The following is a 13520-nucleotide window of genomic DNA, read 5'->3' as shown; positions in this document are numbered from 1 at the left end:
CAATAGCCGGCGGAGCAAATACCCGTGCAAAAGTGGCCGGGTGGGGGGCAGCTAGCGGCAGTGCGCCCACTTTGCTGTGTGCAGGATCTAAAAACAGCAGATATGTGGGGGTATAAAGATACTGGGCGCGGCCGCAAAAAAATTATTGCCAAAAGCTGTAACGAAAGCGGCGCTGGGACGTCTAACCGGTGAGACTGGCCGGAGAGGAGGTGGTGATTTGGATACTGAGTTTGAGCAGCTCTACAACACCTACTACATGCAGGTATACAGTTATGTGATGACCCTGGGCAAAGACCGGCAGCTGGCCGAGGAGATCACCCAAAAGACTTTTTTTAAAGTGATGACCACCGCGCACGGCTACCGCGGTGCGGCGGCCACGCTGACCTGGCTGTGTGCTATAGCTAAAAATCTGTACCTGGACTTTTGCCGCAAACGGCGGCGGGACGGCGACCTGCCAGAGCAGGTGGCGGCGGACGGCGACATGGCCGAGGCACTGGCAGACGAGGAACTGTCGTTTCGCATCCACCAGGTACTGCACCAGCTGGAGGAACCGTATAAAGAGGTGTTTGGGCTGTGGGTGTTTGGCGAGCTGCCGTTTAAAAAGATCGGTGCTCTGTTTGAAAAGAGCGAGAATTGGGCCCGGGTGACCTATCACCGCGCCCGACTGAAGCTGCGCGAGAGGATGGAGAGCGAATGAGATATTCCTGTGAACTGATAAAAGACCTGCTGCCGCTGTATTACGACGGCGCCTGCAGCGCGCCGAGCAGGGCGGCGGTAGAGGAGCACCTGGCCGCCTGCCCCGCCTGCCGCCAGACGCTGGCGGCGATGGGCGAGGACCCCTACAGCGGCCAGTTGCAAAGAGAGCGGGAGCAGGTGATCGCGCACTATGGCGACCACCTGAAAAAAAAGGCGGTGCTGATCGGCGGCTGCGCGCTGTTGGTACCGCTGCTGGCCTGCCTGGTGGTGAACATTGTCACCGGCCACGCACTGGACTGGTTTTTTATCGTGTTGGCGGCGATGGCGGTATTTGCCTCGCTGACGGCGGTACCGCTGCTGGCTGTGCGAAAAAAGGGATTGTGGACGCTTTGCGGCTTTACCTGCAGCCTGCTTGTACTGCTGCTTTGCTGCTGCCTGTATGCCGGCGGCGACTGGTTTTGGGTGGCGGCGGTACCGGTGCTGTTTGGGCTGGCGGCGGTATTTTTACCGATGGTGGCAAGACAGCTGCCGCTGCGCGGAGCACCGGCGCGGCACCGGGCACTTTTGGTGATGGCGGTGGACACGCTTCTTTTATACGCGGTGATCGCGGTGTGTGGGGCCTACAGCGGGGCGGCGGACTACTGGCGGCCGGCGCTGCTCATCACCACCGTGTGCGCGCTGTTTGCCTGGCTGCTGTTTTTGGCCATCCGCTACCTGCCGGCCAGCGGGCTTACCCGGGCCGGCATCTGTACAGCGGCGGTGGCGATATTTGGCAGCACCATCCAGGACGTGATTTTTTGGATCCTGTACGGAGAGCGGGAGCTGACTTTGCTGCGGGCCGACCTGTGGCACTGGCACACCGACGCGCTGGTGAATGCCAACACCTACCTGCTTATTTTACTGGTGGGCGGCGCGGTGGGGGCGGCGCTGATAGAGGCGGGGCTACTGCGCCGGCGGACGCCCAAAAAGCGGTGATCGCCGCCACAGGGCAACAGACAGAAAAAAAGGGGCGAGCGCAAAAATATGCGCTCGCCCCTTTTGGGTGCCGGCTAAAAACATGCGGGCCGAGGTACAGGGACGCGTGTGTGACCTGATCACAGCGCGACATTTAAAAAGTGGTACAATGTAGACAGTGGCGGGCGATCGGCCCCCACCCCAGAGACAAGAGAAGGAGGCAGCAACATGGCTGTAACTGTTACGAGAGAAAATTTTGCGCGCGAGGTACTGCAGGCCGACCGGCCGGTACTGGTGGACTTTTGGGCCAGCTGGTGTGGCCCCTGCCAGATGCTGGGACCCATTATAGAGCAGGTAGCCGCCGAGCGCCCCGACGTAAAGGTGTGCAAGATAAATGTGGACGAACAGCCCCAGCTGGCCAGCCAGTTTGGCGTGATGAGCATACCCACGCTGGCGGTGATCAAAGACGGGCAGACGACACAGCAGGCGGTGGGCTTTCGCCCCAAGGCGGCGGTGCTGGCGCTGTTAGACGGTAAGTGAGCGCAGCTTTTCGCGGTCGGTGATATCGATGCCGCCGCGGCCGTGGGTGACGATGCCTTCGGAGGCAAAGTACTTGAGCATGCGGGACACCACCTCCCGCGCGGAGCCGGTGTATTTGGCGACCTGCCCCTGGGTGAGGGGCAGGTGGGTGCTGCCGGTCTTGACCATCTCATCCCACAAAAAGATGGCCAGGCGCTTATCGTAGCTCATGAACAGGATCTGCTGCATGACCCACATGACGTCGGAAAAGCGGGAGACGGCCACGCCGAGGGCAAAATTCTCCACCTCCAGCTGGCGCGCGGCCAGTTGGGCAAAGGCGCCGCCGGCTATGATGTGGCAGCAGCTCTCTTCCTCGGCGTCGATGAGCACGTCGAAGGTAATGGCCTGCAGGACGCAGGAGGCCGAGAGCATGCACAGGTCGCCGGGGTACAGCCGGTAGAGGGTGACCTCGCGCCCCTCTTCGCTGAGCAGGTAGGCGCGCACGCAGCCGCTTTTGACCACGATGCAGCCGGTACATTCGCCGCTGCCGCCGTGGATGTTTTGCCCCTTTTGGTAGGTGGCGGTGGCGGTGTGCTGGCAGAGAAAGCGCTTTTCCGCCTCGGGCAGGCCGGCCCAGAAGGGAAAGGTGCGGGCAAAGAGCTGATAACAGGCGGTGTGTTCCAAGGTGTTCACTCCCCTTTTGGTGTTAAAATAAAGCAGATGGCACAGACTTTTTAGGCGCGGGTAGCCGGTAGCAGCCGGGTGCGCCGGCGAGTATGGCCGCAAGCGAAAAAAGGGACCCTGCCGGGCGGCTGTATCGCCGCGGGCGGCAGGCAGACAGATATGGAGGAAAAATTATGAAAACAGTGATCATTGGCGGAGTGGCCGGCGGCGCATCGGCGGCGGCCAGACTGCGGCGGCTGGATGAGCAGGCCGAGATCGTCGTGCTGGAGCGGGGGGATTTCGTCTCGTTTGCCAACTGCGGTCTGCCCTATTTTATCGGTGGGGAGATCACCGAGCAGAGCGCTTTGACCTTACAGACGCCCCAGAGCTTTAAGGCCCGCTTTCATGTGGACGTGCGGGTGAGAAGCGAGGCGGTGGCCATAGACCCCGCGGCCAAAGAGGTGCGGGTGCGCGACCTGGCCGACGGCAGCGAGTACCGGGAGCGCTATGACGCGCTGATCCTCTCGCCCGGGGCAGCGCCGCTGATTCCGCCGCTGGGGGATGTAGAGTCGCCGCGGGTGTTTACGCTGCGCAACATCCCCGACACGCTGGCTATCCAATCGTTCATCAAAGAGCGGGCGCCGCGCCGGGCGGTGGTGGTGGGCGGCGGCTACATCGGTGTGGAGATGGCCGAAAATCTGATGAGAGCCGGGCTGGAAGTGACCGTTGTTGAGCTGGCCGACCACCTGATCGCGCCGCTGGACTTCGACATGGCTGCCGACGTGCACGCCTACGCCGAAACAAAGGGGCTGCAGCTGCTTTTGGGGCGGGCGGTCAAGCACATCGCCGACACCGGCAGCCAGCTGCAGATAGAGCTGGACGAGGGCAGTCTGACTGCGGATATGCTGCTCCTCTCGGTGGGGGTGCGGCCGGACACTGCGCTGGCGGCCGATTGCGGCATTGACGTAAACGCGCGGGGCGCTATCGTGGTGGATGCGGCGATGCGCACCAACCTGCCGGATATCTACGCGGTGGGCGACGCGGTACAGGTGACCGACCTGGTGACCGGGGAGCCGACATTCATCCCCCTGGCCGGGCCGGCCAACAAGCAGGGGCGCATTGCCGCCGACAACATCTGCGGACTTGCGAGCAGCTACTGGGGGACGCAGGGGTCGGCGGTGTTAAAGCTGTTTGACATGACGGTGGCCACCACCGGCCTGAGCGAGGCTGCCGCCCAGAGGGCGGGGCTTTGCTACGACAAGACCTACACCTACTCGGCCAGCCATGCCGGCTACTACCCCGGCGGCAGCAGCATGTCGATCAAGGTGCTGTGGGAAAAAGGGTCGCTGCGGCTGCTGGGGGCGCAGATCGTGGGCTTTGACGGCGTGGACAAGCGGCTGGACGTGCTGGCTACCGCGCTGCGGCTGGGGGCCAAGGTCACCGACCTAGCCGAGCTGGAGCTGTGCTACGCACCGCCGTTTGGCAGCGCCAAAGACCCGGTGAACATGGTGGGTTTTGTGGCCGAGAACATCGTCACCGGCAAGGTAAAACAGTTCTTTTGGCACGACGTGGCCGACCTGCCCCGCGACGGCAGCGTGACGCTGCTGGACGTGCGCACCGACACCGAGCGCGCCCGCGGACACATCGACGGCTTTTCGCACATCCCGCTGGACAGCCTGCGCCAGCGGCTGGGCGAATTGCCGGCGGGCAAGCCGGTATATGTCCACTGCCACAGTGGGCTGCGCAGCTATATCGCCTGCCGGCTGCTGGCGGGGCACGGCTTTACCTGCTACAACCTAGCCGGCGGCTGGCGCCTTTACGAGGCGGTGACCAAAAACCGCCAGGTGCCGCCCTACATCTGCACCCAGTGCAAATAGCCACCTACTGCAAAGCGTATCCGGCAGCTGCCGGATACGCTTTTTTAGTAGCGCGCCCCCGCCCGGCCGATGAGGGCCCGGGCCCGCTCCAGGTCGTTTTTGTGGACGTAGACGCCCCGCTCGCCGCCGGGGTAGTCCCGGCTGGTAAAGTCGGGGCCGTTTTGCTGCAGGATGCGCACGGTGTAGGGGATACTGTTTTGCTTTAAGATATCCAGTATCCGCCAGTACTCCTGTTGGGAAAAGGTGACGCACAGTTCGCGGCGGTTAAAGATGTGCAGCATGGAAAAGCCCCCCTACTTCTGCTCACGGTTTTTTCGTATTCTCTCCCAGTAGGCCTTGGCTGCCTGCTCGACCTTGTTTTCGCCGTACTGGTAATAGGTGGTGCCGCGCAGCGCATCGGGCAGATACTGCTGGGGCACGTAGTGGTCGGGAAAATCGTGGGGGAACTGGTAGGTGAGACCGCGACCCATTTTTTTGGCGCCGCTGTAGTGGGCGTCTTGGATGTGGGCGGGAATGTCGCCGGTGCGGCCGGCCCGCACGTCGGCCAGCGCGGCCTGGATGGCTGCATTGGCGCTGTTTGACTTGGGGGCGGTGGCCATGACCAGCGCCGCCTGCGACAGAGGGATAGATGCCTCGGGCAGGCCCAGCTGCAGGGCGCTGTCGACGCAGGCCTTGACGATGGTGATGCATTGGGGGAAGGCCAGACCCACGTCTTCGCTGGCGATGACCAGCAGCCGCCGACAGGCCGAGAGCAGGTCGCCCCCGGCCAGCAGCCGCGCCAGATAGTGGACGGCGGCATCGGGGTCGGAGCCGCGGATGGACTTTTGCAGGGCGCTCATCACGTCGTAGTGGACGTCGGCGTCGCGGTCGTAGCGCATGGCGCTGCGCTGGGCCACCTGCTCTGCCTGCTCGAGGGTGATGGTCTTGCTGCCGTCATCGCCAAAACCGGCGCCGGCGGTCAGCAGCTCCACCGCGTTGATGGATTTGCGCACGTCGCCGCCGCAGCTGACGGCGATGTAGTCGGCCACCTCGTCGGGGCAGTGGACCGGATAGCCCAGCTGCTCAGACAGCACCGAAAAGCCGCGCAGCACCGCCCGCTTGACCTCGGGCGGGTCGACGGGCTTAAACTCGAAGATGGTGCTGCGGCTGAGGATGGCGTTGTAGACGTAAAAATAGGGGTTTTCGGTGGTGGAGGCGATGAGGGTGATGGAGCCGTCCTCTAAAAATTCCAGCAGGGTCTGCTGCTGCTTTTTGTTGAGGTACTGGATCTCGTCGAGGTACAGGATGACGCCGTCGATACCGGAGAAGGTGTCGAGCTCGGCGATGACGGCCTTGATATCGGCGGTGGAGGCGGTGGTGCCGTTGAGCTTGTGCAGCCGCTTGTGGGTGTTTTGGGCGATGATGCGGGCGACGGTGGTCTTACCCACGCCGGAGGGGCCGTAGAAGATCATGTTGGGGATGTCGCCCGACTCGACGATGCCGCGAAACATCGAGCCCTTTTGGAGCAGGTGCTGCTGGCCCACCACCTCGTCGAGGGTGGTGGGGCGGATGCGGTCGGCCAGTGGCATGGTGTATCTCCCTCCTATGAAAAATAGCCGCTTTGCGACTAGGCGCGGCTGGCGCCGCTCTCTGTATGGAGCTCCGGGCCCCATACAGGATATTTTTTGAAAACGCCGGTAGCTGGCTACTGCCAGCTGTGCTCACGCACCCAAGATCTGGCGATCTTGGATCGGCTATTATAAAAAATACATGCGGGGCGCTTTTTAAAGTACAGCGGCGGGTCGGTGCCGGGCGGATGGCGGATATTGCCGGCAGCGGCCCGACGGCGCCAAAAAGGCGCGGCAAAACCGGTGTTCTGCGCGCCTTTTTGCTGTTTTTATGGGGCTGGGGACCCTTTTGCCAGGTGTGCCAAAGGCGCGTGGCCGGCTGTGGCCGGTGCGGGCCCCCATCTTAAAAGTGCCGGCTGCTGCCGGGTCGGTGCTGTGCCCGGTACCGCTACTGGTACAGGGGGTACTTTTTGCACAGCGCCTCGACCTGGGCGCGGATTTCGTCGGCGCTGTTTGCAAAGTCGGTGGCGGTGCGGTACATCAGCTCGGCGATGGTGGCCATGTCCTCTTCTTTTAGGCCGCGGGTAGTGACCGCCGGGGTGCCGATGCGCACGCCGCTGGTGATAAAGGGGCTTTTGGGGTCGAAGGGGACGGCGTTTTTGTTGACGGTGATGTACACTTCGTCCAGCCGTTTCTCGAACTCCTTGCCGGTGATATCGAAGTTTTGCAGATCCAGCAGAATGAGGTGGTTGTCAGTCCCGCCGGAGACCAGGTGAAAGCCTTTATCCAGCAGCGCCTGAGCCAGCGCGGCGGCGTTTTTGACCACCTGGTGCTGGTACTGGGCGAACTCGGGCCTAAGGGCCTCGCCGAAACAGACGGCTTTGGCGGCGATGATGTGCTCGAGCGGGCCGCCCTGGATGCCGGGGAAGATGGCCTTATCGATCTTTTTGCCCAGCTCCTCGTCGTTAGAGAGGATGAGGCCGCCGCGGGGGCCGCGCAGGGTCTTGTGGGTGGTGGAGGTGACCACGTCGGCAAATGGGACCGGCGAGGGGTGGTCGCCGCTGGCGACCAGGCCGGCGATGTGGGCCATGTCCACCATCAGGTAGGCGCCGACTTCTTTGGCGATGTGGGAGAGCTTTTCAAAATCGATGATGCGGGGGTAGGCGCTGGCGCCGGCCACGATCATCTTGGGCTTTTCCTCCAGGGCGATGCGGCGAACATCGTCGTAGTCGATGCGGTTGTCGTCGCGGGTGACGCCGTAGGAGACAAAGCGGAAGTACTTGCCGGAGATGTTGACCGGGCTGCCGTGGGTGAGGTGGCCGCCGTCGGCCAGGCTCATGCCCAAAACGGTGTCGCCGTGCTGCAGCAGGGCGAAGTAGACGGCCATGTTGGCCTGGCTGCCCGAGTGGGGCTGCACGTTGGCCCACTTGGCCGAAAACAGCTGCTTGGCGCGATCGCGGGCGATGTTCTCGACCACGTCGACGCATTCACAGCCGCCGTAATAGCGCTTGGAGGGGTACCCCTCGGCGTACTTGTTGGTGAGCACGGTGCCCATGGCTGCCATCACCGCGGGGGAGACGATATTTTCTGAGGCGATGAGCTCGAGGTTGCGGCGCTGGCGGGCCAGCTCCTGCTCCATAGCGCGGCCCACCTCGGGGTCGGTCTTTTCTACGAAGCCGATGGTGTCCATCATGTTTTCAAACATTGGGGTACCTCCTATAAAGTGTGATTGTTGCAGGAACAAGAGGTGTGTGGGGCAAACTGGGCCCACTCTCTCCCCGCCCTGTAAGTATAGCACAAAACCGGCGCGGCTAAAAGCGGCGGCTCTAGCCGCGCAGCAGGCGCACCAGCAGGCTGTGCTGGTTGACGACCATGGGGTACTGGTCGGGGAACATGGTGAACATGCGCACCAGCCAGACGATGATGATAGCCATGCAGACGGCCATGTAGAAGTGGATGTCGCGGTACAGCCGGCGGCCCTTTTTGCCCCGCAGCGCCGAGATGCCGGCTACCACCCCCGCTGCCAGCAGCAGGTAGATGGAGGGATTTAAGGTAAAGGCGGCGCCAAAATCCAGCCGCAGCAGCGCCCAGCCGGCGCGGGTCATGCCGCAGCCGGCACAGGGCACGCCAAAGGTGGCGTAGATGGGGCACTGGTAGTGGCCGGTGACGATGAGCAGTGCCAGCGCCGCCGACACCGCCAGCGCGCCGCCCCACACCAGCAGTTTGCGCCGTTTGGCCATAGGACTCTCCCCCCTCTTTTTTATGCGTTTGATACCGGCCGGTACAGCCGGCGGCACGACGGCCGCCGATCGGCTGATCTATGATAGTATAGCACAAAAGGCCACTGCCGTACAGCCGCCAAACGGTGTGGCCCGGCTGCAAAATAGGGCGAAAAAGGCGATAAAAACAGACCTGGGGCTTTACTATAGTGTACTTTTTTGGTATAATTTAAACAAGTTTTGCAGATAGATCTAAAGGAGTGGACGACTATGACGAAAAAACAGCGGGCGCTGGCGATCGTACAGCGCCTGATCGAGATCTACCCCATGTCGGAGTGCTCGCTGGAGTACGACGAGGCCTACCGGCTGCTGATCGCGGTGCGGTTGGCGGCCCAGTGCACCGACGCACGGGTGAACACGGTGACCCCTATTTTGTTCCAGAAGTTTCCCACCCTGCAGTCGCTGGCTGATGCCACGGTGGACCAGGTGGCCGAGATCGTACACCCCTGCGGGCTGTACCGCTCGAAGGCCAAAGACATTGTGGCCTGCTGCAAGATGTTGGTGGAGCAGTACGACGGCAAGGTGCCCGACACCTTGGAAGAGCTGCTGAAGTTGCCGGGGGTGGGGCGCAAGACGGCCAACCTGATCGTGGGCGACGTGTACGGCAAGCCGGCGGTGGTGACCGACACCCACTGTATACGTCTGTGCGGCCGCTTTGGGCTGACCGACAGCAAGGTGCCGGTAAAGGTGGAGATGGACCTGTGGAAGCTGCTGCCGCCGGAGGAATCGAACGACTTCTGCCACCGGCTGGTGTATTTTGGCCGCGACCGCTGTACCGCCCGCAGCCCCCAGTGCGAGGGCTGTCCGCTGGCCGACCTGTGCAAAAAAGTGGGGGTAACTGCCCCTAAAAAGGCGGCGGGCAAAAAGAGCACCGCCAAAAAAACTGCCGCTGCGGTGGGGCGGTAGAGCTGCTGGAGTTCACACACCGCTGCTGCCGCACCTGGTGGAGAGACCAGTTGCCGGGCAATTTACCGGCGGCGGTACCGGCGCTGACGAGGGCCGCGGCAGGGCTGTTGAGCGGCTGATAGGATACCGGTGAGCTTTATATGTGCGACAAAGCGGTCACCCGCGGCCATGATTTGTACGCGGTGGCGAAGAGGTATCGGCGGGTCTGCATATCAGTGGGGCTGATACCGGCCGGCTGCTGCCGACGGGCGGCCAGCCGGTGCGACTTGCAGGGCCGCTGCCGCACGCCCATAAAAACGGCTGCTCAACAGGACAGAGATCGTGATCTGCTTATAGAGAACAGCGCTGTGGTCGCCGCCGTGACGCTGTTTTTTATTTTGGTAGGAGATGTGTGCGGTTTAAAGAGTTGTCTCCTGCTCCACGGCAGAGCACTGCCAGCTGTTGAGGTACCCGGTACCGGGATGGACTATTTTGTACAAGGTACCGGGTAGCGGCCTTTACTGCGAACACGTAAGGGGGAAAAACGCTTTTTTTGGGGGGAGTTTTTTACCCGAGAGAGCGGTACTGCGTTGATCGGCCGGCCTGTAACAGCAGATAGGGCAAAGCCGCTGCATGCTGTGTTGGACCTGTAAATCGTTCAAACGACCGCGCATGATTAGCGATACCCCTGTAGGCAACTGCGTATTTTTGTAAAAAAGGTACCTGTGGCCTGTGGCAGCATATGCACCTTGACCGAATTGACCAAAAAGCAAAAAGAGGGAGATACCGCTCGATCGGTATCTCCCCTTTTTTATTGCCCGTTATATTTGGAGCTAGAGAGCCGGTATAACATGCCCCAACGCCCCCCACGGTGATGGTGGGACTATCAGCGCACCAGGGCCAGCGTGCCCCGGTCGTCGGCAAAGCCGGTGGTGCTGTAGAGCACCAGCAGGTCGGTGATCTGGTGGTCGGCGACATACTGGGGCACCGAGCCGGCAAAGGTGCGCAGGTCGATCATGTGCAGCTGCTGGTAGTGGGCGGCGGCCAGCGGGGCAAAACAGTTGGCAAAAGAGTCTTTGACGATGAGCAGGCGGCGGCCGTTGTCCAGGCCGGTCTCTACCTGTACCAATGGATAGTTGCCGCCGAAAAACACGCCGTAATCGTCGCCGGAACCGAGTTTTTGGAGATCGTAAAAGCCCACCTGCCAGCTGGCGCCGCCATCGACGCTGACCGGGCACCGCTCGAGGCCACGGGGGGTGTAGAGCTCGACTTTGTCGGGGCGGCCGCCCAGGCGGACCTTAGACCAGCTGGAGCCCCAAAAATCGTGCGGGCTCGGGGTGACGGTGATCTGGTCTTTTGACAGCGGGGCAAAGCCCATGCTCTCGGCCCAGACGGTATAGCTGTAATAGGCGCCCAGCGTGGTCCAGTGGTGGTCGGTATAGTAGTAGACGGGCTGGTCGCTGTGGGCGACGAGCTGGGGGCAGACGTCGACAGTCAGGCCGGGCGGCAGGTCGCGGGTGAGCGCCTGATAGAGCTCTTTTTCCTGCTGGGGACCGGGGGCGAAAGCCGGCAGCCGCTGCGGCCAGACCCGCACCGCGCTGGGGGCCAGCAACACCCGCACCCGCTCAGCACCCAGCTGCTGGGACATGGCCCCGGCAAACTGAGCCAACCGGCGGCTGTTTTTTTGCAGCTGCTGGGCATCGGGCGCCGCCGGAACTGGCAGCAGCGTTTGCCGGCGGCCCAAATAGACGCCTTTTAGCTCGCGGCTGCCCAGCAGGTACTGGCTGCGTCCGCTCACCTCTACCAGCAGCGGGCGGGCGATGAACTGGTCGTCGAGATAGGTCTGGTACGCCTGGGTGTAGCTGCCGTTTTGCAAGCCCTGCCAGCTGAGTGTGGGGCGCTGGGCCAGCGGGCGCTTTAGCTCGGCGGAGAAAGCGCGGTCGGGGCGCAGCAGGTCGAGGGCGGTGATGGCAAGCAGTGCCGCCATAAAACAGAGCGCCGGCAGCGCGGCGGCTTTTTTGTGGATCATGGAGGTCTCTCCCCTTCTGCGCCGTCAAAAGCGAAAGTACAAAAACGGGTTGTAGCCGGCGCCGACCAGGTAGGCGGTACCGAGCAGCAGCAGCGCCACACAGCCGACGCCCTGTAGTGCCCCGGCACCGACCGGGCGGCACCGGCGCAGGCGCGCCCACCAGCAGGCCAGCGGGCGCGGCGGCGGGGCGCAGCAGAGTAGCGCGAGCAGCAGCACGGCGCCGTACTGGGTGAGGTAGTACCAGTCGGCAGAGACGGCCAGCGCCGAGCCGGAAAGACCGAACATAGCCGCCACCCAGTGCAGCCCGCGGCCGATATCATCAAAGGCAAACAGCGCCCAGCTGACCGCCACTGCCGCCAGCGTATAGATGTGCCCCAGTGCCGGGCGGCGCTGCAAAAGCGGTAAGAGCAGCAGCTTTTCGAGTATGAGCAGCAGGCCAAAATAGCCGCCCCACACCAGAAAATTGAGACTGGCGCCGTGCCACAGGCCGGTGAGCAGCCACACGGCGGCGATGTTTAACAGCCAGCAGGCCCGGCGGCAGCGGGAACCGCCCAGCGGGATATAGAGATAGTCGCGAAACCAACTGCCCAGCGAGATGTGCCAGCGGCGCCAGAACTGGGTGATGCTGGTGGCCAGATAGGGGTGCCTAAAATTTTCGGCAAAGGTAAAGCCGAACATGGCGCCCAGGCCGATGGCCATATCGGAGTAACCGGAAAAATCGAAATACAGCTGCAGACCAAAGGCGACGGCCCCCAGCCAGCCGCCCAGCACGGTGGGGGCGCCTGCTGCCGACAGGCGCCCAAACAGCGGGCCCAGACTGTTGGCAAGCAGCACCTTTTTGCCAAGGCCCACACAAAAGCGCCAACAGCCGCCAGAGAGACCGGCCGCGGTGACGGTACGGTGTTTGAGCTGGGGCGCTATGTCGCGGTAGCGCACGATGGGGCCGGCGATGAGCTGGGGAAACAGGGCGATATAGGCGCCCAGATCAACGATATTTTGCTGGGCCGGTACCTGGCGGCGGTACACGTCGACCACGTAGCTCAAGGCCTGAAAGGTGTAAAAGGAGATGCCGATGGGCAGCGCGAGGTGGGGCACGGCCACCGGCAGACCGGCACCGCGCAGCAGCGAGGCCGCCCAGGCGGCGTATTTAAAGACAAGCAGCAGCGCCAGCTCGCACCCCACCGAGGCCCCCAGCACCCATTTGGCCGCCCGCGCCCGGCCGCGGTGCAGCAGCGCCGCCACCCAGCGCCCCTGCAGGTAGCACAGGCCGATGGTGGCGGCCATGAGCGGCAGGTAGACCGGCTCGCCCCAGGCGTAAAAAAACAGGCTGGCAGCCAGCAGCAGGGCATTTTGGTGTTTTTTAGGGCACAAAAAAGAGAGGAGCAGCACCGCCGGCAAGAACCGGTATAAAAATACCAAGCTGCTGAATACCACGGTGATCTCCTCCCCTCACAGGCGGTATGGCGGGCGGCGGCTGTCTACTCTACTGAAAGCTGGCCTTGATGGCGTCGACAACCTGCTGATTTTGAGCGGCAAAATAGGCGGTGGTCTGCTCGTCGTCCATCTCCTGCTCGACGGGCGGGTAGGCCCCCAACAGCACCAAAAAGACGTAATCGCCCTGGGCGAATACCTGGGTGGCGGGGATCTTGAGCGCGTTTTGGGGGTAGTTCATGGTGTTGTCGAGCATTTTTTGCCGGTAGGCCTGCAGCGCCTGCAACACCTGTTGGGTGTGGCCGGCGCTGGCGTGTACGCCGATAAAGAGATCGACATGGGCGCTCATCAGCGGGCCCTCGGCCAAGACATGGTCGTACAGAGCCGGCGACAGACCGTACTGCTCTTCGAGCAGGTCGGCCGGTATCTCGGCGCTGGGGATATAGTTTTCGCCCAGCAGCTGGCGCGCGGCCTCCCTGGCCTTTTTGAGCCGGCTGTCGGCGCCGGCATAGCTGCCGGCAGACGGCGCGGAGGAACTACCGGCAGGGCTTTCAGCACCGCTTTGGCCGCAGCCGGCAAACAGGTACAGGCAGCACAGGGCCGCCAGCAAAAGGGGTAGTGCTCTTTTCATCGAGATCGC

Annotated in this window: 13 protein-coding genes; 5 read left to right on the top strand and 8 right to left on the bottom strand. The window is 62.7% G+C overall.

Translation table 11 applies throughout. From position 1 onward, the window contains the following. The first annotated feature begins 256 nt into the window (after positions 1-256). The 3 genes from C6Y32_RS02265 (at position 257) to trxA (ending at position 2190) form a co-directional block, all read left to right on the top strand. Entirely contained in the window at positions 257-697 is a 441-nt protein-coding gene (locus C6Y32_RS02265) for an RNA polymerase sigma factor (RefSeq protein WP_105203657.1), read from the top strand. Further along, positions 694-1671, top strand: a complete 978-nt coding sequence (locus C6Y32_RS15800) for a zf-HC2 domain-containing protein (protein WP_105203536.1) — start codon at positions 694-696, stop codon at positions 1669-1671. Before C6Y32_RS02265 ends, C6Y32_RS15800 begins: the two co-directional genes overlap by 4 nt. Before the next feature lie 207 nt (positions 1672-1878). After that, positions 1879-2190 (top strand): thioredoxin, encoded by a 312-nt coding sequence (gene trxA, locus C6Y32_RS02255; protein ID WP_105203535.1) that lies wholly within the window; start codon positions 1879-1881, stop codon positions 2188-2190. On the opposite strand, the gene C6Y32_RS02250 is transcribed toward trxA, so the two are convergent. Then, positions 2176-2862 (bottom strand): Crp/Fnr family transcriptional regulator, encoded by a 687-nt coding sequence (locus C6Y32_RS02250; RefSeq protein WP_370738796.1) that lies wholly within the window; start codon positions 2860-2862, stop codon positions 2176-2178. The two genes, trxA and C6Y32_RS02250, sit on opposite strands and share 15 nt — an antisense overlap. Before the next feature lie 164 nt (positions 2863-3026). Between C6Y32_RS02250 and C6Y32_RS02245 the strand changes: the two genes are divergently transcribed. Then, positions 3027-4709, top strand: coding sequence for an FAD-dependent oxidoreductase (locus C6Y32_RS02245; protein WP_105203533.1), 1683 nt, complete (start codon positions 3027-3029; stop codon positions 4707-4709). Between the two features lie 44 nt (positions 4710-4753). On the opposite strand, the gene C6Y32_RS02240 is transcribed toward C6Y32_RS02245, so the two are convergent. From C6Y32_RS02240 to C6Y32_RS02225, 4 genes are all read right to left on the bottom strand, one after another. Further along, positions 4754-4990, bottom strand: a complete 237-nt coding sequence (locus C6Y32_RS02240) for a hypothetical protein (RefSeq protein ID WP_105203532.1) — start codon at positions 4988-4990, stop codon at positions 4754-4756. 12 nt (positions 4991-5002) lie between these two features. Beyond that, positions 5003-6277 carry a replication-associated recombination protein A gene (locus C6Y32_RS02235; protein ID WP_105203531.1) on the bottom strand — a complete coding sequence of 425 codons (1275 nt, stop codon included), beginning with the start codon at positions 6275-6277 and terminating at the stop codon, positions 5003-5005. 427 nt (positions 6278-6704) lie between these two features. Next, on the bottom strand, positions 6705-7961 hold the full coding sequence (glyA, locus tag C6Y32_RS02230) for a serine hydroxymethyltransferase (protein ID WP_105203530.1): 1257 nt from the start codon (positions 7959-7961) through the stop codon (positions 6705-6707). Between the two features lie 121 nt (positions 7962-8082). Beyond that, positions 8083-8496, bottom strand: coding sequence for a DUF2752 domain-containing protein (locus C6Y32_RS02225; RefSeq protein WP_105203529.1), 414 nt, complete (start codon positions 8494-8496; stop codon positions 8083-8085). Between the two features lie 249 nt (positions 8497-8745). Here C6Y32_RS02225 and nth point away from each other — a divergent pair, with 249 nt between their 5' ends. Further along, positions 8746-9441, top strand: a complete 696-nt coding sequence (gene nth, locus C6Y32_RS02215; RefSeq protein WP_105203527.1) for an endonuclease III — start codon at positions 8746-8748, stop codon at positions 9439-9441. Between the two features lie 865 nt (positions 9442-10306). Here nth and C6Y32_RS02205 read toward each other — a convergent pair. The 3 genes from C6Y32_RS02205 to C6Y32_RS02195 are packed head-to-tail and all read right to left on the bottom strand — an operon-like array spanning position 10307 to position 13511. Further along, positions 10307-11449: a DHHW family protein gene (locus tag C6Y32_RS02205; protein WP_105203525.1), complete on the bottom strand. Its 1143-nt coding sequence runs from the start codon at positions 11447-11449 to the stop codon at positions 10307-10309. Positions 11450-11473: 24 nt separating this feature from the next. Next, complete coding sequence (locus C6Y32_RS02200) at positions 11474-12883, bottom strand: MBOAT family O-acyltransferase (RefSeq protein WP_105203524.1); 1410 nt, start codon at positions 12881-12883, stop codon at positions 11474-11476. 49 nt (positions 12884-12932) lie between these two features. Continuing rightward, positions 12933-13511, bottom strand: coding sequence for a DUF4358 domain-containing protein (locus C6Y32_RS02195; protein ID WP_105203523.1), 579 nt, complete (start codon positions 13509-13511; stop codon positions 12933-12935). Positions 13512-13520 lie beyond the last annotated feature (9 nt).

The organism is Neobittarella massiliensis (ex Bilen et al. 2018), from assembly GCF_900289145.1.
GTDB classification, from domain to species: domain Bacteria; phylum Bacillota; class Clostridia; order Oscillospirales; family Ruminococcaceae; genus Neobittarella; species Neobittarella massiliensis.
Note: the sequence above shows the minus strand (reverse complement) of the source record. Positions and strands in the feature narration are given on the sequence as shown.